Below are 20,407 nucleotides of genomic sequence, written 5' to 3' on the forward strand. Positions count from 1 at the left end.
GTTCCCACCTCTCTCAACGGAACGTGCCCAACGTCCCTCACCTCCTAATAGTGTTGTCAAGCCGCGACTGTGACAGGGAGTTCGCTTTGGAAGCACCGTCCGTCACGGATCAGGGCCCACAGGACGTTGACCCGTCGTCGGGCCAGCGCGAGGACGGCCTGGGTGTGTCGCTTGCCTTCGGCGCGCTTGCGTTCGTAGAAGCGCCGGGACGCGTCGCAGTTGCGGATGCTGATCAGCACGAGGCGTAGAAGACGCGTTGCAGGCCGCGGTGGTAGCGCCTGGGGCGGTGCAGGTTACCGCTGACGTTGCCGGAGTCCCGGGGAACCGGGGCGACTCCCGCGAAGCCGGCCAGCGGTCGGCGGTGCCGAAGCGGCTCATGTCGCCGGCGGTGGCGGCGAGGAACTCGGCGCCCAGCAGTGGGCCGATGCCGGGCATGCTGGAGATCACTTCGGCGAGTTCATGCTCGCGAAACCGGGCCGCAAAGAGCCTGTCGATCTCGGTGATCTGCTCGTTGAGGCCTGTCACCTCCTTCACCAGGGTATGGATCACCTGCGCGGTGATCTTCTCCCCGGGGACGGCGGTGTGCTGGCGCTCGGCCGCGACCAGGGCGGCTTCGGCCAGGGCCTCGGCGCCGCGGACCTTGCGGTTCCTGAGCCACGTCTCCAGCCGACTGCGGCCGGCGCGACGCAGGGCCGCCGGGGTCTGGCAGCCGGTCAGCAGGACCAGCGGGCCGACATTGCCGAGATCCAGTGCACGCTCCAACGCAAAGAAGATGCTGGCGAGTTGACCACGCAGGCGGTTGATGCGGCGGGTGCGATCTGCGTCGAGGTCAGCGCGACGGTCCGTGAGGATCCGGAGTTCGATGGCCTGCTCGTCGTCCGGTCGCGGGATCGTCAGGTCACGGCGCATCCGGGCCTGGTCCGCGATGACGGTGGCGTCCTTGGCGTCGGTTTTGCCCATGCCCCGGCAGCCGGCCGATGCCCGGTTGACCGCGAGACCGGGTATGCAGAGCAGCTGCTGGCCTTGGTTGAGCAGTACGTTGATCAGCGATGCACCCACAGGGGCCCGCAGCTCCTGATCAGCGGCCGAGTCGTCGTGAGACACGGGGCGGCCAGGTGACGTGAACCATCGAGGGCAACCCCCTGAAAGCCATACCTGGTGTCTCTGGCCTCTGGACCTTACGACGGCCCGTCCGATCCACCAACAACGTAGGACCCCCTGAAAGGCCACGGCCTGCGCAAACGCTCGGCAGCTCTGGAAAGCGTGGCTGCTGCTGCACGCTGGAGCGGCCACCGAACGGGCCCCGCTGCGCGACCCGCTGGTCGCCACCGCGATCCGCGGCCGCGCCCTGCACACCCGCCCCGTACCGGCCTCGCCCGGCCAGGACGGGGGCGGCCCCGACGGCCGCCCCCGCCGGGTGCCCACGTGCCCGGAGCTGGAGCAGCCAGTAGCCTCTCGCCATGCAGACCACTTTGATGATCTACGACGGCCCCGCACCGGCCGATTCCGACGCCCCGCGTACCGGGGGCGTGCCGCTGGCTCCTGCCGGATTCGACTGGCCCCTGTGCGGCTGCGGGGGACCCCTTCAGTTCTTCGCGCATCTCCCCGTCGAGGACGGCGTTTTGTCGGTGTTCCTGTGCCAGAACGACCCCGGTGCGTGTAGTTTCTGGGACGCGGGCTCCAGCGCGAACCGGGTCTACCTGTTTCCCCGGGAGGAACTGCGGCCGGTAGCCGTGCCCGAGGCGGGACTGACGCTGCTGCCCGCCACCTCGGCCATCCGCACCCATGTCGTGACGCTCGACCCGGAGGAGGTCGACGACGACGATGACATCGAGCTCGGTGCCTACGACGTCGCCCGCCAAGGATGGAAACGCGAACCCGCAGAACGATTCGGGAAGCAGCGCGAGGTGCTCGGGTCGCTCGGAGGCAGTCCCTCCTACCTTGAGGACGACCGGCTGCCCGCGTGTCCCTCCTGCACCGGCACCATGGAGTTCGCGGCACACCTGGAGGAGGGGATAACCCGGGAGACCGCGATGAACCTCGGCGGCCAGCTGGGCTACGTCTTCGTCTGCCGCACCTGCCGCAAGGGATCCTTCCTCACCGACTGAGTGCCACCTGCGAGAGTCGCTGAAAGTAACGCTGTCGCCGGTTCGATACGCCACAGAGCGCCTCTGGGGCAGGGCGAGTGGTTCGCAGGAGCTGGCCCGTGTGACGTACGCGCTGCGAAACACCCAGGGGGGCGGTCCGTCGTCCGCAGGCCCTGCCAACATGGCGGGGCCTGCGACCTATTTGACCTCGGCACCACCCCGAAGGCGGTCCAACGCCGCCTGAACCGGCTCGAACGCAACGGCGATCGTGTTCCGCTGCGACGTCGCCCGCGCGCTGGCGGGGTGGCACGCGATGGCCCTGTTGTGGCTGACCGTCCCGGACGCCGAACTGCGCACCGTCGGTAACCGCATCGCGGGCTGGGCGGAGACCAGAATGTGCGCGGCGGCGGCGAGTCCGACGAACCTCTTGGTCATCCTGAACCTGCCATCGTTCGAGCACCTGGAGGAGATTCTCATCCGGATCGCTGCCAGCCTGCCCGGCGTGACCGTCACCGAACGGCGGTTGGTGCTGCGGCATGTGAAGATCTACGGCCGCCTGGTGGACGAGGACGGGCGGAGCATCGGGGTGATCTCGCTGGATCTGTGGGCTGATCCACGAAAGCGCTGAGATCTTCGGCCGGTCGCCACCCGGTGCTGCTCCCTCCTGGCCGCTGTGCCCACCGGTTGAGGCCCTTCAGCGCGATGGCCATGGGCCGGCCTTCGGGTTTCCGTCCGCGGAGGAACGGTGCTGTTCGTTGATCAACCACCCGCGCTGCGATCCGGCGGCGTTCGCGGCCCAGATGTCGCGAGGAGACCGGGCGTTCCCGTGAATGCCGTTACGTCGTCGGCCACTTGGCGCCGAAGGAGGACGGGCCCGCGGCGTGAACGGGCAAGGGCTCGTGTCACAGTTCTGTACCCGCCGGGGGTAGCGCGGTCCGAATCGAATTTCCTGCCCGGAAGCAGGGGCATGATGGGCCGATGCGACGGCTGTTCGAGCACGGCGGGAACGACCGTGCCGCAGGACCATTGCCGACGGTCCCAACTACGTCCAGACAGCACCTTGTTGGTGCATGTCCTTCATGCGGATGACGTTAGGCTGTCAGGGCGATTCGGATGGAACGGGCGTTCTGTCCACGTACTCCCATACGTATGGCGCCTGGCGCTTTGGAGAGAACTTCAGGAGGTGGCCGGATCTCATGGACACCAGCGACGGTTCCATCATGCGGTACGGCCTGCTCGGTCCCGTCGAGGTGCTGCGCGGTGCCACCGCGCTCGATCTGGGCCCCCGGCAGCGCCGGGTGCTGCTGACCCGGCTGCTCGTCCAGGACGGCCACCCGGTCTCTCTCGCCGAGATATGCCGCGACTTATGGGAGGGCGACCAGCCGAGGGCCGCCGCGTCTTCGGTGCGCGCCCATGTCAGCCGTCTCCGGTCGGCACTCGACCCGGGTCGTCAGGGCCGCTCGGACGTACTGGTCAGCAGCAAAGCCGGGTACGCGCTGCGCATACCCCCCGAGGCGCGGGACACCACCGCCTTCGAGGAGTCCATACTCGCGGCCCGCACCGCATTGCGCCAGGGTCACCTGGAGCGGGCCCGGCAACGTCTCGACCAGGCCCTTGGGCTGTGGCGCGGCCCGGCCCTCGGCGAGGCCGCCGACCACGCCTTCGCCCTGCGGGAGAAGGCCCGGCTCAACGCGGCACGTCAGGACGCCCGGGAACTCCAGGTCACCGTCCTCATCAAACAGGCCGACTTCGACCGCGCCGTACCCACCGCCACGCGGCTCACCGCCGATGCCCCGCTGCGCGAGACGTCTTGGGCACTGCTGATGCGCGCGCTGTACGCGGCCGGGCGGCCGGCCCAGTCGCTGCGTGAGTACGAGCGGTTCCGCGCCTTGCTCGCCCGAGAGCTGGGCCTGGACCCCAGCCCGGGACTGCGCGACCTGCACATGGCCGTCCTGCGCCACGACGCCGACATCCTGGGCCCCGTGCTCGGCGCCCCGGGCCCACACCGTCTGACCACCGCGCCGTCGCCCCCGGTGCCCACAGGACCACCCCTGGTGGGGCGGGCCGAGGAGACGGCGCAGCTCGACGGGCTGCTCCGGGCCGTGGTCGCGGGCGGCACCCAGTGGGCGGTGGTCTCCGGGGAGGCGGGTTCCGGCAAGACCCGGCTGCTGGACGAACTGGCGGCGCGGGCCGCCGAGGCCGGGCTGCGCGTCGTCCGCGTACGCGGCGGCCGTTCGGGCGCCGACGGCCAAGGGGCCGCGCCGTCGTGCCCGGTGGTTCGGCTGCTGGACGAGCTGAGGCGGCGGGAGCCCGAGGAGAGCGGCCTCGGCGCGGAAGCGGCGACGCGCCCGGACCCGGTGGAGGCGCTCGCCCACGAGCTGGGCCGGGCGCCCGTGCTGTGCCAGTTGGATGACCTGGACGAAGTCGGACCGGAGAGCTGCACACGGCTGCGACGGCTCGCCGGACTGCTGCGGGACACCCCGGCGGCCGTGGTGTGCGCGCTGCGCGACACCGGGACTCCCCAGGTCAGCGGCTTGCTCGCCGACCTCGCCCGGCAAGGCACGGCCTGGCTGCGCTTGGAGCCGCTGGCCACCGAGGACGTGGCCGAGCTGCTCACGGTGCGGAATGAGGATCCGGTCGAGGCCGAGGCCCTGAACAGGCGCGCGGCGGGCAATCCGTTCGTCTTGGCGGAGCTGCTGAGGCTGCCGCCGGGCCGGCGCACCGGGCCCGGCGCCCGAGTGCCGTCCGCGGTGGGCACTATTGTTCATGACCGGGTGGCCGGGGTGTCCGCGGAGGCCCGTTCCGTCCTCGTCCACACCGCCGTCGACGGAGGGCGGCTGGACCTCGGGCTGCTCGCCGAGCTCCCGGGAACATCCCCCGACCGGCTGCCGACGCTGGTCGACGACGCCGTAACCGCCGGACTGCTGGTCTGGCACCCCGACCGCAGTGACCCGCTCGCCGGGCACTACCAGCTCCCCGAGCTGGTCCACGAAGTACTGCTCGGCACCCTCACGCCCTCCGGGCGGCAGCTCCTGCACAGTGCGCTGGCCCGCGCACTGACCGACCGCGAGGCCGCCGACCCGGCCCGGCTCGCCGGGCATCTCCGGGCGGCGGGCCCACTGGTGCCCGTGCTTCCGGCGGCCCTCCGCCGGACGCGGACCGGAGCGGGCACCGACCCGAGCGGCGAGCACTGAACCGATCCCTTCGATCTCGTACCCGCACCGCCCCGGGGCAGCGCCGCCGGGACCAGAGGAGACGTACATGTCCGACCAGCACAAGGCATCGGGTGAGCCCTCCGTCCAGCAAGAGGGGTCCGCCGAAGCCGAAGGCGTAGCGGCCGAAGCCGGGACCGCCGTACCCGAAGCCGGGACCGTCGCGGCCGACCTCCTGGGCAGGGGGCAGCCCCGCGCCGGTTCCGCCCCGGCTCCGGAGGGAGGGTCCGGGGAAGCGGCGCGGTCCACCGGGAGCACGCGAAGTCCGGCGTCCCCCGGCACCGGGTCCGGGGCCACGGGGGCCGCTGTGGCGGAGGGCGGAAGTGCCGAGGCCGCCGAGGAGGCCGGGGCGTCAACGGCGTCCGAGGCCGAGAGCGCCGAGGCGAAGGGCGGCCGGGCGGGTGCTGCCCAAGCCGGGGAAGCCGATGGCGCGGACGCGAGCAGTGCCGCCGAGAAGGCCCGCGAGGGGCAGCCGGCGGGAGTCGCACGGGCGCGGAACACCCGCCGGGGTGTTGCCGCGGCTGCCCGGTCCGGCGGCGCCGCGGCCGGAACCGGCACTGGTGAGCCCGGCCGTCCCGGCAAGCCGGTGCTGGCCGGCGCCGCTCTGGTGGGTGCCATCCTGATCGCCATCCCGCTGTTGGTCATGGTGACCGGCAAGGACGAGGACAAGAAGGCCGTCAAGTCCGCGGCGGTCGAGAACGTCCTGGAGGACGAGGACGACCTCGCGGGCGCTTTCGTCGCCGAGTCGCCCGCCCCCTCGCGGACGAAGCCCGGCAAGGAGAACAAGAAGGGGAAGGCCGGTCCGAAGACGGCGGAGGAAGCCGCCTCGCCGGCCGCCCCGCCCAGCCCCTCGTCCGGCGCGAAGCCGGAGCAGGGGAAGGGGAAGGGAGAGCTGAAGAGCAGGACGGCGAGCAACCTGCCGCCCGTGCTGTCCCGAGTGCTGATCAAGAACAACACCAATGGCACCTGTGTGGACATTCCCGGCTACTCCAAAGGCGCCCCGGACACCGAGGTCCATCACTTCACGTGCGACAACACCAGCAACGACAACCAGCTGTGGAACGTGGAGCAGCGTTACACCAGTGCTGGACCCGGAGGGGTGCCACTGTTCCAGATCCGCAATGTCAAGGACGGTATGTGCCTGGACCTCCCCGGCTACGGGGGCGGTGGCGAGGCCACGATGGTCACGGAGTACCCCTGCGACGGGACCATGAAGGACAATCAGCTCTGGTGGCTGGACAAGCGGGCGGACGGGAAGTACTGGATCCGCAACGCCGCCAGCAACAACCAGTGCCTGGACTCCTACAGTCGCAGCGAGAAGGAGCGTCAACTGTTGATTTGGCCCTGCGCGCCGGAGAGCCAGAACAACCACGAATGGGTTTTCACCCGCTCCTGAGCGGACCGCGCCGGGGGAGGTGAGCCGAGATTCAGGGCGTACGACCGGTCTCCGAGGGCAGGTCCTCCGGGCGCGGCCCGGTACCGGTGCCGGTGCCGGTGTCCGGCGCCTCGTGGTGGAGCGGGTCGGCCAGCGCCGTGCGCAGCGCCTCGGCGGTCAGCAACTGGGCCACCGGGGCGGAGGAACTGAGGAACAGCACCTCCCGGCCCTCGGGCAGCCGGTCGAGGAAGGCTCGCACCGGCATCACCCGGTGCGGCGGCGGGCGCTCCCCGTCCGGCCTCGGTGACATGGTGAAAACCGGTACGGCGTGCGTGCCGTCGGGCGTCTCGGTCACCCTCCAGGCACCTTCGGCGTTGACGCAGACAGCGATCTCGGCATCGGCGAGGACTTGGGCGAGCAGGTCCTCCGTGTCGTAGCCGGTGGCCACCAGACGTACTGCGGCGTCGGCCAGATCGACCGGCGGGCCCCAGCCGTGGGCGTCGGGGGAGGGCCGGTAGCCGGGGTTCGCCTGCCACTCGACGATCTCGCCCCGGGCGTCGCTGCGCCAGCGGCCCGGCATGGCCCAGGCCGGCGCGCCCTCGCCGTCGGCGCTGTTCCAGTGCCGGTCGATCACCGACAGCCAGTGGTGGGGGGCGAGCCGGGCAGCGGACACATACTCCTCAGGGGGTTCACGGAAGGCCGGGTGCCCACGCGGGACGGCTCCGCCGGTGGCCTCGGCCGACTCCACCGGCCTCACTGGGCCGCCCGTCTCCCGCGCAGCCTCCCCGGGAGCTCCGGAGACGCCGGGACCCACGGAGGAGGCAGGATCCGCCGCGCCGCCGCCTTCCTGCCAGTGGCCGGGGGCACGCCGGGCCGCCTCCTGGATCTCCTCGGGGACCGGGGCCGGCGCGTCCTCGCCGGCCCCGGTCCCTGATCCGGTGGCTGCTGGGATGTCATTCACGGGTTCCTCGGAGGGTGTCGGGGGCGGTGGTCCAGTACCTGCTGCGGCTCCCGGGCGGGAGGAGGGGAAGGGGGGCGGCCCGGGCCCGGGGGCCCGGGGAGGCCGGTGAGCCATTCGTCGCCGTCGCGGAGCAGGAGCACGTACGGCCGGTCGACGGGCGGGTTCGGGGCGGAGCCGTAGAGGACGACGGTACGGTCCTCCTCCGCCACCGCGGCCGTCACGCCGAGGGCGTGCACGGTGGCGGTGAGCAGCGTGAGCAGCGGCAACTCGGTTCCGGGTCCGCCGAGGCCGGGGTCGGCCAGCAGCAGCCGCAGCCGTACGGCGGGACCGGTGGCGATGTCGGCGGCCGGGAGCAGGTTGCCGAGCAGGATGCCCTGGGCACGCTGTGTCCCGGTCAGGTCGTGGCCCGCCCGCTCCAGCTGTGGCATCGTCACCGTCGCCGACCGGTCCAGCGGCGGGACTTGGTCGTCGGTGAGCAGGCCGTCGGACAGAGCGTCGGCCAGCCAGGCGCGGAACGCGACGCTCCGGTCGGGCTCCGCCGCCGGGAGCGGTCCGGCCAGCGCCGGGTGGTCGCCGAGGGCGGTCAGCACGATGGCCTCGGCGGTGCGGCCGGGCCCACCGGGCACAGGGTGCAAGGCGTACCCGACGCCGTCCAGGACTGCCCCGCCGTCGTCCGTGCGCAGCAGTGTGCCCGGGGCGGCGGACGGCACCGGGAGCGACCGGGCCCGCTCACCGACCAACTCCTCGTAGAGCGCGCGACGTCCACCGGAGACGTCATCGGCCCTGATGAGCGCCTGGTTCCAGTCCTGCTTGATCTCATCCAGACAGACGCGCCAGTCGCCGCTGGGATGGGAGGCGCCCATCGCCTTCAGGTCGACATAACGTTCGTTCCTGCCGAGGCCGCCGGAACCGATCTTGTCCCGCTTGTGGCCGTGCAGCACGGACTCGGGGTTCGAGGTGGCCTCGGTGGAACGGAAGTCGTGCCGGTAGCCGACGGGGCTGGCGGCGTGGGGCGCGATGGTCTCGACGCCGATCTGGAGGGAGCCGTCCTTCTCCAGGGTCGGACGGTGGTGGACCAGGAGGACATGGCCGTACGAGCCGTTCGGCAGGACCATGTCCCCGTTCCAGTCCTTGGCGCCGAGTCCGCCGCCGGAGATGTCCTGCCCCCACAGCTGCGGCCGGGCGGAGCCGACGGAGAGCATGTTCGTGACGGACGCTCTGGCGCCGCCCTTCTCCTCGAACGTGCCCGGCCGGTCGCCCTTGTTGGCGCCGATGGCCGTGCGGTGGGTGGCGAACCCCCGCTCGGACACGAACTCCGCGACCTCCGCCTTGGTGTCGTCCTTGGTCGCGCCCAGGAAGTGCGGCAGCCAGTAGGCTGCCTCGTCCGCCGAACGCAGGGCCGGAATACGTACGTTGACACGGCCACCGTGGGCCAGCGCACGGATGACGTCCTGCCCGTGGTCCGTCACGTGCCGGCCCTCCTGAGGGCTGTAGAGCTGAAGCCCGTGGCGCAGGAGAAGCAGGATCCTGGTGAGCATTTCACGGCCCTGGGCATCCTTCCCGACGTAGTCGGGGGCCTTCCTGCCGCTCTCGCCCAACGGGGTGCCCTCCGCCGGGACGGCATCGCCGTGCCGGCGGGAGGCCGCCATGCCCTCCGGGTGGAGAGTGTCGACAGCGGTGTCGCGGATCTGCTGGTCGCGCTCCCGCTCCAGGCTCCGCCGCTCGTCCGGCGCGGCGATGGGCGCCTGGGTGAGCATGAACCGGCCGAGTGTGTAGGCCGGGTCCGTCGGTGTGCGGGTTCCCGGGGCCCTGAGGACCGGGTGGTTCCGCCGCACGGCCAGGGTCGCGGTGAGCACGCGCCTGCCGGCGCTCAGTTCCAACCAGTTCCTGAACGGCCCCCCGGTGTACTCCTCGGCCTCTTCGTAGGTACCGATCCCCACCTCGTTCAGCCACCGCGGAGCAAGCTCGGACAACTGCATGATGTCGGCCAGGTCCTGTTCGCCGAAAGCCTCGCCCCGCATCACCCGCCGGTCCAGGGTCTTCCGCAGCCGGGCGGAACCCTCGACCATCCACTGTTCGGGCCACCACGTGCCGGGCGCGAGGACGTTGCGATCCGACGCCGTCTGGAGCGTGTTCCGCTCGATCGACCGGCTGAGGCGGGCGGTGATCTCCTTGACCTGCCGCGCCGCCTCCTCGGCCGGTCCGGCCGTCCCGGCGGTGTCCGGCGCGAACAGGGAGACCTGGTAGTGGGCGGCGCCCGCCGCGGGACCGCGGTGGCCGCTCTCCCAGCCGGCGCGGCCCCCGGGCAGCCGGCCCGGCATCAGCAGGAGGGTGCGCGGCGCGTCCGCCGGGCCGGTCAGCGTCATCGGCCCGGCGGCGGTGTGCGCGGGGCGGCCGGTGCGGTCGGCGAATCGCCGCGCGAACCCGGCGGGCAGCGGGGCCGCCGGATCTGTGGCGAAGAACAGCGCGGGGTTCTTGAGCGGCAGGGTGCGCAGCACCGGATCGAAGTCGAGCAGGGCCAGGAACTCGCTCTCGGAGAGCAGCACCTGAGTTCCACCCGGCAGACGCAGGCCGATCAGGCCCCTGCGGCAGGCGCCGACCAGGTAGATCCGGGGGTAGGGCCGGCCGGAGCCGATCCAGGGAGCCGGAGCCGGACGCGGGGAGGTACCGGCCGGGCCCGGCACGATCTGCCGCGGGCTCTGCCAGGCGACACCGAACGGTGCGGGAGCGTCGCTCCAGTTGACGCCCCCGGCGGGGGACGTCCCGTTCAGCCGGTCCATGGGGCCGAACAGCCCCCCGTCCGCCAGGTGGTAGGCGGCCAGTGTGTCGGTGTCGCCGATGTCCACCCCCTGAGTGGCCGCGCGGGTGACCAGCGCCCACACCTCCTGTTGCCGGTCGCGGTTCCACTCGGTGCCGGGCGCGAGCCGCAGGATCCGGCGGCCCAGCGCCTCCCGCCGCTCTTCGGGCGGGTCGGAGAACAGCCGCTGGGCCGAACGGGCGGCGGCCCAGAGCGTCGACGCCCACTGTCGCGAGGTGGGCGCGGCGTCGGAGGGCAGCGCGTGGGCATAGCGCGACAGCGGCTCGCCGTCGGCGGCCAGCATGTTCAGCGTGGCGTCGAGGACGCGGGAGGGGACCGCGGTACCGAAATCGGCGGCCGGGTCGGCGGCGAGGACGGCGCGTGCGTGGTCGAGCAGTGCGGTCCGCCCCTCCCGGTCGGCGGGCCGTCCGGTGTGCTGCTCGGTGGCGAAGTCCCACATATCGGTACGCAGGGGGGTGACCCCGGAAAGCCGGGGGTCGGCGGCGCGCAGGCGCTCCAGGGCGGTGATGCCCCGCCACAGGCGATCGTCGAGGGCCGGGTCGCTCTCCTCGCACCCGTACTCCAGGCGCAGCGCCCGCACCAGACGCAGGGTGGTGTGCCGGGTCGCCTCGGGTACCGGTCCGGGGTCGGTGTGCAGGCCGCCGGAGCGGGCCGACCGGTCGAGTTGCGGAAGGTCCGGCTCAGGAAGGAACAGCACCCGTCGGCCGCGGACGCCCCGAGCCGAGGACAGCATGAAGCGGGTGTCGTCGTTGAGTCCCGTCGGACGGGTGGCGGCGTCCACCCCCATACCGGTGAGGTTGGCCAGGAGCAGGCCCAGTGATGTCTCGTCCAGTAGATCGTCGCTGTACGGCAGCTCCGCGTGCATCGGGTAGTGCTGGCCAGGGTCGCCGTCCGTGGCGCTCCAGCAGACCTCCAGATGGATCCGGCCCCCGGGCGGGAGGGCGCGTACCTCGGGCAGTCCGCCGATGTACCGGACCGCCTCGATCTTGTCGAGCCAGAGGGTGCGGCCGTCCTTCAGCTCCACCAGCAGGCGGCCCGGTTCGCCGTGGCCCGCGTAGAGGGTGAGGGCCGCGGGAGGAGTGGCGACCGGCTCCCCGGGGCCGTCCTGGAAGCCGCCGCTGTCGGCGGCGGGCACCAGGTGGACCAGCTCCCCCAGATGGCGGAAGCGGCGGAGGCGCTGTCGGCGGCGGTGTGCCTGCGGTGTAGGGGCCGTGGTGGCGTGGCCCAGCGGCTCGCCGAGGTCGTCGGGGAGTGGACCGGCTTCGATCTCGCTCTCCCGCAGCCGGACACCGTCGACGGAGGTGAACTCCCTATCCTCCCCGGTCGGTTCCGCCGACTGCGTCGGCAGGGCCAGCGGGGGGTACATCTCGGCTCGGGGAGCGGTCGTGGCGGCAAAGGTGTGATCGGGTTCGGATTCCGAGGCGCTGTCGGAGTCCGGGTCGGATACGGGACCGGTATCGGTGGCCGGGGCGTCGTCGCCGTCACCGAGCAGGATGCGGGCGCGGGCCAGTCCTTCGTTCTGGGCCTGAGTGGCTTCGACCGGGTTGACCCGAAGGCGGTGCTTCGGGCCTGGGCCGTACAGCCGCCGCATCAGGTGATAAAGGGTGGGATGCTTCTCCTTCACCCATTCGGGGCCGCCGTTCTCACGGGGCAACCCGGTGACGGGGTCGTTGCCCGTGTTGGCCCGCAGATAGACATTGGTGAGCTGGGCGAAGAATTCGTACTGGTTCGTGCTGCTGTAGTTGGGCCTGCTGCGTCGGCCTGTCTTCTCATCGTAGGAGTACAGCGCGCAGTCCGGCCAGGCGCCCGCCTCGCCCGACCTACGGGTGGCTTCGTAGGATTTGTCGATCAGCCCGAGATCTTGGTAGTCCAGGCCGACCCGGTGAACGATGTGGGAGACCTCGTGGAAAGTGGCCGAGTAGCCGTCGGGGAGGCTCTTGGTGTGGCCGATCGTGGTGTGCTCGCCGAGCAGGTTCTCCTCGCTGATGGCGGCGTGGAGTGTGGCCACGCCGCGAATGGTGTGGTAGCACCGGCCGTCGGAGTTCACTTGGTGTTTCAGGTCGTGGAAGGCTTCCAGGGAGGTCACGGCCCGGTCCCGGGGCACTACCACGACGCGTGAGCCGCGCTTGACCATACGAGCCGTGACGACGGGATCGTGCAGCGCTCGGGCAACCTGCGTGCGCGCGGTCCTGCGGACGGCGCCCGGCTCGTGGACGCCGGTCGGCACCTGGACGATCAGGTGGGCGGCGGCCGTAGCGAAGTCGGCCGGGGTGAGCGAGTCGCGCAACGCGTCCACCAGGGCCGGGCCTGCGGCGAGCCGTTCGCGATGATCCGGCGTCACATCGGCGATGGCGAAGGTGAGTTCGGCCGGGGACATCCCGGGAAGTCGGGCGGCGAGCGCGCGGACCGGATCCGCGACGACCTCGGGCATGGCGCGCAGTTCTGCGGCGAGGGCGGCCAACTCGTCCTCCAGCCGCGGCTCGTCGTCCTCGGAGGCTTCGTTGTCGGCCCAGAGCCCCTCGTGCTGGTGCAGGGTGTCGGGGTCCAGGGCGGCGTCGAGGATTTCGCTGAGCTGTACGGCGAGAGTGGGGGCGGCCCCCGGGGGCGCGCCGGTGCGGTAGGCGTCCTCCCGGGCCCCGATGAGCGCGGCGGCACGGGGGCCGTGGGCAGGGGTGCGGCTGAGCGCCCACAACAGGTCGAAGAGGGCCTCTTCGCGTACTGCCCGGGTGGGCGCGGTGGCCAGAGTGAGGGCGGCGTCGGAGAGGGAATCGGCCGGTGAGGGGAGCGTGAAGCCGGGAGCCGTATCGAAGCCGGCCGGCGCGGTGCCGGTGGTGATCCGGATCTCGACGCCGTTCACCAACAGGATGACGGTCCCGGCGAGGTTCTGGTCGGGCAGGGAGACAACCGTCTCTCCCGGCAACCGCTCCAATTCCCGGCGGATGTCGTCGGCCGCGGGCAGGCCGGTCGCGACCAGCTGAAAGTCCACGGTGAGCAGCGGGCGGGGATTTCCGAACTGCACCCGGCCGCGCGCGTCGCCGGCCAGTACCGCCGGAAAGCCCATGGCGTACAGCAGGCTGCCGACGGCGGCTCCGACATTCAGCATGTAGTCGGGATGCGGCTTGAGGATCAGGCCCGCGGACCGCGGCGTCGGGGCGGTGTGCGGCCCGGGCGCGGAGCTGTGACCGGGTTCGCGTTCCAAGTCGCTGTCCGAGTCCGAGTCGCTGCCGGAGTCGCTGTCGGAGTCCGCGTCGGGTGCCGCGGCCGGCGGCAGCGCCAGGGCCGTGACGAGCGGACGCGGCCGGTCGGGGAACTCGGAAGCGGTCGCGTGCGGCCGACCCGGCCCGAGGCCGGGGCCGTCGGACTCCAGGGACGGGCGGACGGCCGACGGGACGGTGTCCGGACCGGGCGGCGCGGGGGCATCGGGCGCGGTGAGGGGAACGGCATCGGTGACCGACTCGACGGTCCGCAGCGCCTCGGGCGTGACCAGCGGGCCCGTGCCCGGGCCGGCGATGGGGGAGAGGCCCGCGTGGCGCAGTAGCCGGCGCAGGACGGTGACGGCGTTGTCGGCGCGGCGGCGCTCGCGGTCGGAGGGACTGAGTCCGGGGTCGTCGCCGTACAACCGTATGTGCTGCTGGTCGGAGAGTGCGGGACGGTCCGTCGCGGAGAGTTCGACCGCCCGGGTGGCGTCCGGGGCGACCAGCACGGAGAGGTCCACATGGAGCTGGTCACCGGAGCGCGGCAGCAGCAGGCCGTGGTTGACCTCGGTGTCGAGCAGCACGCGGACCCGCTCCTGCAGGTCGTCGAGATCCACACCGGCGAGGCCGGGGCCCGGGCGGACCGGAATGTCCAGGGAGAGCGAGCGCACCCAGCGCCCGTCGTCGGCCTGGACGCGCCGTACCTCGGTGCCGGTGGTGGCGGGCTCGCTGTTCCCCGTCGGCGCGCCGGTCCCGTCGGCGGGCGGCGCTCCGGGTGTCCCGGTGTGCACGACGCCGGCGGGAGCCGCCTCCTGGCGGTGCCGCCACTGCTCGGGCCGGACCGGGTCGGTGGCCGGGGGCTGGTGGGTGAGGGGCGCGGCGACCGGTGCGCCGTCGCTGCCCTGTACGGGGTTCTCCTGAGGAGAGCTGTCCGACGCCTGCCGGCCGTCGGCGCCGGTGCCGGTGCGCCGAGTGGTGTCCGGTGTCTCCCCCGGCGAGCGGTCGGGAGCGGTGAGGGAGGAACCGGGGGCGGGGTGCCGGTCCGGGAAGTGCTCCGGGTCCGTGTCCGGCTGCGTGGCGGCTTCGGTGTCCCTGGGGGCGGCCTGCGGCGCCTGTGACTCCGGGCGCCCGCCGGCGACGGGCGACGCCGTCACCGGGGCGGCCGGGGCGGAGACCGGGGCGGTGACAGCGCGGTCTGCCCCGGGAGCGGACACCGGGGTGGTGACGGGCGCCATGTGCAGTACGGGAACGCCCGTTCCGAGCGGCGTGGTTGTGCCGGGGGACGCAGTGGACAGCGGTGGGGCCGAGGTGCGGGTGGGCAGGTGGAGGGGACCGGTGACGGCCGGCATGGTGCGGGAGGCGTCCCTGCCGGTGGCGGTGTACGGGGAATCCCCGCCCGGCAGCGGGCTGTCCGCGCGGAACGGGTCGAGCGCGTCGTCGGGCAAGGTCGGCAGCAGGGTGTTCACCGGCGCCGGTGTGGCGGGGACCACCGGCGGGACGGGCGTGTGCACCGGCGGAGGTGTCGTCGACCCCGGCGGGGGGCGGCTGGTGGTGACCTCCGGCGCGGGACCGCTGGACGAGGTGGTGAGGGTGTTCGGCGTGGGTGCCGGGGTGTGGACGACGACATCGCCTCCGCCGCCGAGGAGGTTGTCCGGGCCGGGCGGCGGGTTGTACGGGCTGAAGACGTTCCGGCCGTCGAAGAGCTTGCTGTTGAGGCCCTTCGTGATGTGATTCAGGGCGTCGCTGAGGAACATCTCCACGACGGCGCTGAGGCTGCCGCCCGCCATCGACATGACGTCGAACTTCCAGCGGTTGTCGAAGAGCCCGTTGACCAGGAACTCGGCGAGCCCCTCGCTGGGACCTTCACCGGCCGCGTTACGGAAGACATTTCCGCCGAGGACGCCCCACTTGTTGTCGCCGAAGTTCCGGAACTGGTTCTTGAAGATGTCGCCGAGGCCCTTGGAGACGAAGGAGCCGAAGAACCCGGCGAGGCCGCCCACCGCGAGGGACTTGAGAATGTCACGGCCGTCGATACCGTCGGGGCGGCGCCTGCCCTCGTTGAGGGTGAGCATCGCCAGCCGCACGGCGAGGGTGGTCAGCGCCTCCTGCACCGCCTCGCTCAGCGCGGGCAGCAGATGGGTCTGGTTGAGCAGACGCTGCATGATGGTGAGAATCGCCACCGTGGAACGCGCCTTGGCCGTGGCGGTCTGGCTGAACGACAGGCCGCCGGTGAAGAACGAGAGTGCCGCGATCAACGCCAGTTCGGCCAGCAGGATGAGGGCCTCGGCGACGATCTCGAACTTGGACTCCATGATCTTCTGGGACTGCTTGGTCCGGTTGTCGGAGACCTGGCGGATCTGTTCCGCCAGGTCTCCGAGCACATCCGAGCCACCCGCGCCGGTGAGCGGGGCCAGCGCCTCCTTGAAGCTTTCCGCGACCCGCGGCGGCACCGCCCCGTCGACCTTGTTGAGCAGGTCGATGACCTCGCCCCGCAGATCGAGGACCTGCGCCGCTTTGTCGTCGTAGGGAACGGCGCTGGAGAACGCCATGTCGGAGGAGGCCTGCAACGGCAGCTCGCCGAGCAGAATGAAGAGGATGTAACGGGCCGCCTCGGGGAACTCGATGCTGTCGGGGATCAAAGGTCAGTGCTTTCCGCCGCCTGTGCCGCCGCCCTCGCCCACCGAGCCGAGCCGGCCGTGCAGCAGACCGATGTCGTCCAGGTTCTGGGACTGGGTGGACTTGATCTTCCGCATCGCCATGACATGGCCTTCGATGGAGCTGTCGAAGCCATCGGCGAGGCGGTTCAGGCCGTTTTGGACATACCGGTACTCGCGGTCCGCCTGCGATCCCATCTCCTGGGCGTACTCGTCGTTCAGTCCGTACCACATCGAGGTCGGCGCCACCGCGGCCGGGAAGCCGTTCGCGAGCTGTTTGAACCGCTGGGCCAGCGAGCGGGCCTCGGAGATGAACGCCGACAGCTTGGCGGGGTCTCCCTCGAAGTGTGATCCGTGTCCGTAACTCATCGCTGCTCCTTCTTCCGGTCCTCCGGACGGGGGGCGTCCGAGGACTCCTCGTCATCCTCGGTGATCGCGTCGCGCAACCGGTCGCTCGCGCCGCCGCGTCCGGCGGCGCCCTGCCTGACGGTCTCCAGCAGCGGGCCGAAGATGTCGCCCCAGTCGACTCCGGAACCCTCGATGTGCGGCCGGCCGCCGACCGTCTCGGACAGCGGCTGGAAGGTGTGCAGCACGGTGCGGGCCATCTCGGCCTGCCCCTGGCGTGCTGCCTCGACGACCGCCGCCGCGAGTTGCGAGGCGCCCATGGTCCGGTACTTGCCGTCGAGGAAGCGCACGTCGGACAGGTGGCCCTGGGAGTTGACGGTGACCTCCACACTGCGGTCCCGGGACCGCACGGTGACGCTGGAGCTCTGCAGCCGCCGCTCGGCGGCGGCGACGGCCCGCTGGGTCTGCTCCAGCCTGGCCACCGCCTCGGCCAGCCGCTCCTGGATCGGTTCGCTCATTCCGTCGCTCTCCCGGTCTGTGTGTTCATGGCGTCTAGCGGCCGATGACGGCCGGGGCGCCGTCCTCGTCGGTTCCCCACACGTCCTCGTCCTCGTCCAGCCAGGAGGACCGCTCCCGGTCGCCGCTCTCGGTCTGCTGGCCGGCGCCGCCGCCCGCCGGGGGCATGAACGGCATGCCCCCGGAAGCCGTGGCGAGAGAGCCGCGGCCCGCCACCGAGACCTCCTCCTGGCCCCGCCCGCTCTGCGCGCGACGGGTGGTGACGGGCTGGCCGTCGTCCGCCACGCCGCGGACGCGTTCCCCCTCCGCGCCACCGGTGGACGCACCGTTGATCCGCGTGCCCATGGGGAGCATCGGCATGCCAGCCCCGGCGCCGTTGCCGGAGCCCAAGCCGTGGTCGCCGCCGCCGCTGCCGGAGTCGAGGACCTGGTCGTACAGCTCCTCCTCGTAACCGGCACCGGAGTAGCCGGGCGAGTACAGGGAGCCGCCGTCCGGCAGACCGGCGCCGCCGGGGGCACCGCCGCCGAGTCCGGTGGGGAGGGTCTGGCCCGGGTCGATGGGGGAAGTGGTCCTGGTGCCGTCGGACCGGTTGTTGGTGAGGGTGGATTCGTCGGGATCCAGGACGCTGCGGGAGCCGTCGGGCAGGGTGGTGGTGAGGCTGCCGTCCTCGCCGAGCCGGGTGACGCTGCCGTCGGTGTTGGTGATCGAGTCGCCCGGACGCAGGCTGTCGGTGACGGTGGAGCCGTCGGGCAGGGTGGTGACCACATCGCCGCCGGGCAGGTCGATGGTGCGGGACGACCCGTCGGGGTAGTCCATGGTGACCGAGCCGTCGGAGTTGAGTGTGGTGGTGCCGTATCCGGCACCGTGCCCGGAGCCCTCGGGCAGCCGCAGACCGTCGGGGACGGGGGCGTCGGGCGCGCCCGACCCCAGGGGGCCGGCACCGGAGCCGAGGTCCCGCATCTGCCGCTCGGCACGCTTCTCGGCCTCGGCCTGCTTCTTTTCCTGCTCCGCTTCCCTCTTCTCCTGCTTGGCCTCGGCCTCGTGCTCCTTCTGCTCCTGTTCGGCCTGGAGTCGTTCCTGCCGGGCCTCTTGCTCGGCTTCCTTCTTCTCCTGTTCGGCCTCGGCCTCGGCCTGCTGCTCCTCCTGCCGGTCCCGGTACTCGGACTCGGTCTGGATCCGCTTCTGCTCGGCTTCGGCCTGCTTCTTCTCTTGCTCGGCTTCCTTCTTCTCCTGTTCGGCCTCGGCTTCGGCCTGCTTCTTCTCCTGTTCCGCTTCCTTCTGCTCCTGTTCGGCCTCGGCCTCGTGCTCCTTCTGCTCCTGTTCGGCCTGGAGTCGTTCCTGCCGGGCCTCTTGCTCGGCTTCCTTCTCCGCCTGCTTCCGCTCCGCTTCGGCCTGCTTGGCCTCCTGCTCCTTGCGCTGCTGCTCCCGGTCGGTGCGGGCCTGGTTCATGAGCAGGGTCTGCCGGTCCTGGGCCTCCCGCTCCTTCTTCTCCTGTTTGGCCTCCTGCTCGGCCTGTTTCTCCTCGGCGCGCCGTTCGGCTTCGGCCTGCTTCTTCTCTTGCTCGGCTTCCTTCTTCTCCTGTTCGGCCTCGGTCTCGGCCTGCTTGGCCTCCTGCTCGGCTTCCTTCTCCGCCTGCTTCCGCTCCGCCTCGGCCTGCTTGGCCTCAGCTTCCCGCTCCTTCTCCGCCTGCTTGGCCTCGGCCTCCGCCTGCTTCCGAGCCGCGCGTGCCTCCGCCTCGGCCTGCCGCCGTTCGGCGCGTGCCTCCGCCTCCAACTGCCGTTGCAGGGCGAGCTTCTCGGCCTCGGCCGCCTTGCGCTCGGCTTCCTCCCTCGCCAGGCGCGCCTTCTCCTCCGCCTCGGCCGCCTTGCGCTCGGCCTCTTCCCTCGCCAGGCGCGCCTTCTCCTCCGCGTCGGCCTTCGCCTTCGCCGCTTCGGCCCGGTCCCGTGCGGCCTGGTCCTTGGCGAGCTCGTTGGCCAGGTTGATCGACACGGTGTTCACCTTCTCGGGGAACTTCTGGTCGTTGAAGGAGTTCTCGACATCGATGAGGGCCTGCTTGCCGGCGGCTGACAGGACATCCTGTACGCACCGCTGCCAGCGTCGGATGGCCTCCTCGCCGATCTTCTTCCAGGTGTCCTTCTCCTCAAGCTTCCCGTAAGGACTGACCGCGCCGGAGAAACCCTCGTACTTGACGTAGTGGTAACCGCCGGTGGTGTAGCCACGGCCGCTGTAGGTCGGCTTGTAGCGCACCTTGGTGATGTTGTGGTGCCAGACGTGGTCGGTGACGTCCAGCAGCACGTCGTGGAGCCAGCGCAACGGGTTGCCGGTCAGGAGCTGCCAGGTGTCCCACTTGCCGTGGAGCTTCTGGGCGGCGTTCTGGACGTCGGTACGGAAGCCTCGCAGATCGTTGCCGTAGGTGGAGTGGACGGTGCCGGAGACGGGGAACTGCTCGCTGTAGGACTCATAGGTGCGCACCAGGCCGTGGATGAGGTCCTTGAAGACCCCGGCGGCCTGCCCCTTCCAGGAAGCCTCCTGCTTGCCGAGGTCGAACTCCCAGTCCTTCAGCTCCCGGCTGCGCGCCGCGAAGAACTGCGCCACCCGGTCGAACGCCTGGGCGTTCAGGGTGAGGGACTCCAGGTCCACCGCGTCCACGTCGTGCACCGGGAGATCGTTCCAGCTGAAGTGCAGCGTGCTGCCGTTGTACAGCAACTGCTCCAGGGCCTTGCCGCCGCCGTAGCTGTACTGGGCCAGCGCTTTGTTGCTCCAGACCGTGTCCTTGCTCTGTCCTTGGAAGTCCTTGCCGAAACCGCTCTTGAACTCCGCGCCCAGCACCACGCCGCCGGCGGGCGCGTCGTCGGTACCCGAGGTGCCGAGGAGGGTGATACGGGCCTTCTTCATCTTGACCTTGGTGTTCACCCCGGCCTCGGCGACCGACCCGCCCATGCCCGAGTAGAACGGGACGACGAAGTCCGTGTTCTCCACCCGCCAGCCGGAGTTGTCGCTACGCCACTCCAGGTCGTCCACGGCGTCGACCACCGCGTTGGAGGGCTCCCCGTCGTGGTCGGAGAACTCCACCCGCATCAGAGGGATCGAGTCGTTGCCCAGCAGGGAACCGAACAGGGTCTCGCGCTTGGGCATGATGTAGCCGGTGAGCACCTGTACGGCGGTGTGCCAGTAGTCATCGACGGAGTCTGCGGGGTAAACGACGTTCTCGGCCACGAGGGAGCTCTCCGGGCGTTGTGACGTGA

The 20,407-nt window shown here is 71.4% G+C and carries 9 protein-coding genes and 1 pseudogene; 4 read left to right on the forward strand and 6 right to left on the reverse strand.

Translation table 11 applies throughout. The annotated features are described in order from the left end of the window. Positions 1-56: 56 nt before the first annotated feature. Positions 57-1,044: pseudogene (locus OHA98_RS19290) on the reverse strand (IS110 family transposase); the annotation flags it as partial. Between the two features lie 416 nt (positions 1,045-1,460). On the opposite strand from OHA98_RS19290, the gene OHA98_RS19295 reads away from it, so the two are divergent. The 4 genes from OHA98_RS19295 (at position 1,461) to OHA98_RS19310 (ending at position 6,695) form a co-directional block, all read left to right on the forward strand. After that, entirely contained in the window at positions 1,461-2,108 is a 648-nt protein-coding gene (locus tag OHA98_RS19295) for a hypothetical protein (RefSeq protein ID WP_266927412.1), read from the forward strand. A 247-nt stretch (positions 2,109-2,355) separates the two neighbouring features. Further along, entirely contained in the window at positions 2,356-2,715 is a 360-nt protein-coding gene (locus tag OHA98_RS19300; protein WP_266927414.1) for an Lrp/AsnC family transcriptional regulator, read from the forward strand. Positions 2,716-3,283: 568 nt separating this feature from the next. Beyond that, a complete protein-coding gene (locus OHA98_RS19305; RefSeq protein ID WP_266927415.1) occupies positions 3,284-5,281 on the forward strand; it encodes a BTAD domain-containing putative transcriptional regulator in 1,998 nt (665 codons plus the stop codon). A gap of 67 nt (positions 5,282-5,348) precedes the next feature. Beyond that, positions 5,349-6,695: an RICIN domain-containing protein gene (locus OHA98_RS19310; protein ID WP_266927417.1), complete on the forward strand. Its 1,347-nt coding sequence runs from the start codon at positions 5,349-5,351 to the stop codon at positions 6,693-6,695. Positions 6,696-6,726: 31 nt separating this feature from the next. Here OHA98_RS19310 and OHA98_RS19315 read toward each other — a convergent pair whose 3' ends face one another. Genes OHA98_RS19315 through OHA98_RS19335 form a run of 5 tightly spaced genes read right to left on the reverse strand, consistent with a single transcriptional unit; the run spans position 6,727 to position 20,378 of the window. Continuing rightward, positions 6,727-7,635 (reverse strand): type VII secretion system-associated protein, encoded by a 909-nt coding sequence (locus OHA98_RS19315; RefSeq protein ID WP_266927419.1) that lies wholly within the window; start codon positions 7,633-7,635, stop codon positions 6,727-6,729. Further along, positions 7,632-16,286 (reverse strand): lonely Cys domain-containing protein, encoded by an 8,655-nt coding sequence (locus OHA98_RS19320; RefSeq protein ID WP_266927420.1) that lies wholly within the window; start codon positions 16,284-16,286, stop codon positions 7,632-7,634. The genes OHA98_RS19315 and OHA98_RS19320 overlap by 4 nt, the downstream gene beginning before the upstream one ends. 3 nt (positions 16,287-16,289) lie before the next feature. Then, positions 16,290-16,670 carry a hypothetical protein gene (locus OHA98_RS19325; protein ID WP_266927421.1) on the reverse strand — a complete coding sequence of 127 codons (381 nt, stop codon included), beginning with the start codon at positions 16,668-16,670 and terminating at the stop codon, positions 16,290-16,292. Further along, positions 16,667-17,164, reverse strand: a complete 498-nt coding sequence (locus tag OHA98_RS19330) for a YbaB/EbfC family nucleoid-associated protein (protein WP_266927423.1) — start codon at positions 17,162-17,164, stop codon at positions 16,667-16,669. Before OHA98_RS19330 ends, OHA98_RS19325 begins: the two co-directional genes overlap by 4 nt. 34 nt (positions 17,165-17,198) lie before the next feature. Then, positions 17,199-20,378, reverse strand: a complete 3,180-nt coding sequence (locus OHA98_RS19335; RefSeq protein WP_266927425.1) for an AAWKG family protein — start codon at positions 20,376-20,378, stop codon at positions 17,199-17,201. Between the last annotated feature and the right edge of the window lie 29 nt (positions 20,379-20,407).

Source organism: Streptomyces sp. NBC_00654, from assembly GCF_026341775.1.
Lineage (GTDB): Bacteria > Actinomycetota > Actinomycetes > Streptomycetales > Streptomycetaceae > Streptomyces.

Coding starts and splice junctions, on each gene's coding strand:
- OHA98_RS19295 (WP_266927412.1), top strand. CDS start 1,461: ATGCAGACCACTTTGATGATCTACGACGGCCCCGCACCGGCCGATTCC.
- OHA98_RS19305 (WP_266927415.1), top strand. CDS start 3,284: ATGGACACCAGCGACGGTTCCATCATGCGGTACGGCCTGCTCGGTCCC.
- OHA98_RS19310 (WP_266927417.1), top strand. CDS start 5,349: ATGTCCGACCAGCACAAGGCATCGGGTGAGCCCTCCGTCCAGCAAGAG.
- OHA98_RS19325 (WP_266927421.1), bottom strand. CDS start 16,670: ATGAGTTACGGACACGGATCACACTTCGAGGGAGACCCCGCCAAGCTG.
- OHA98_RS19330 (WP_266927423.1), bottom strand. CDS start 17,164: ATGAGCGAACCGATCCAGGAGCGGCTGGCCGAGGCGGTGGCCAGGCTG.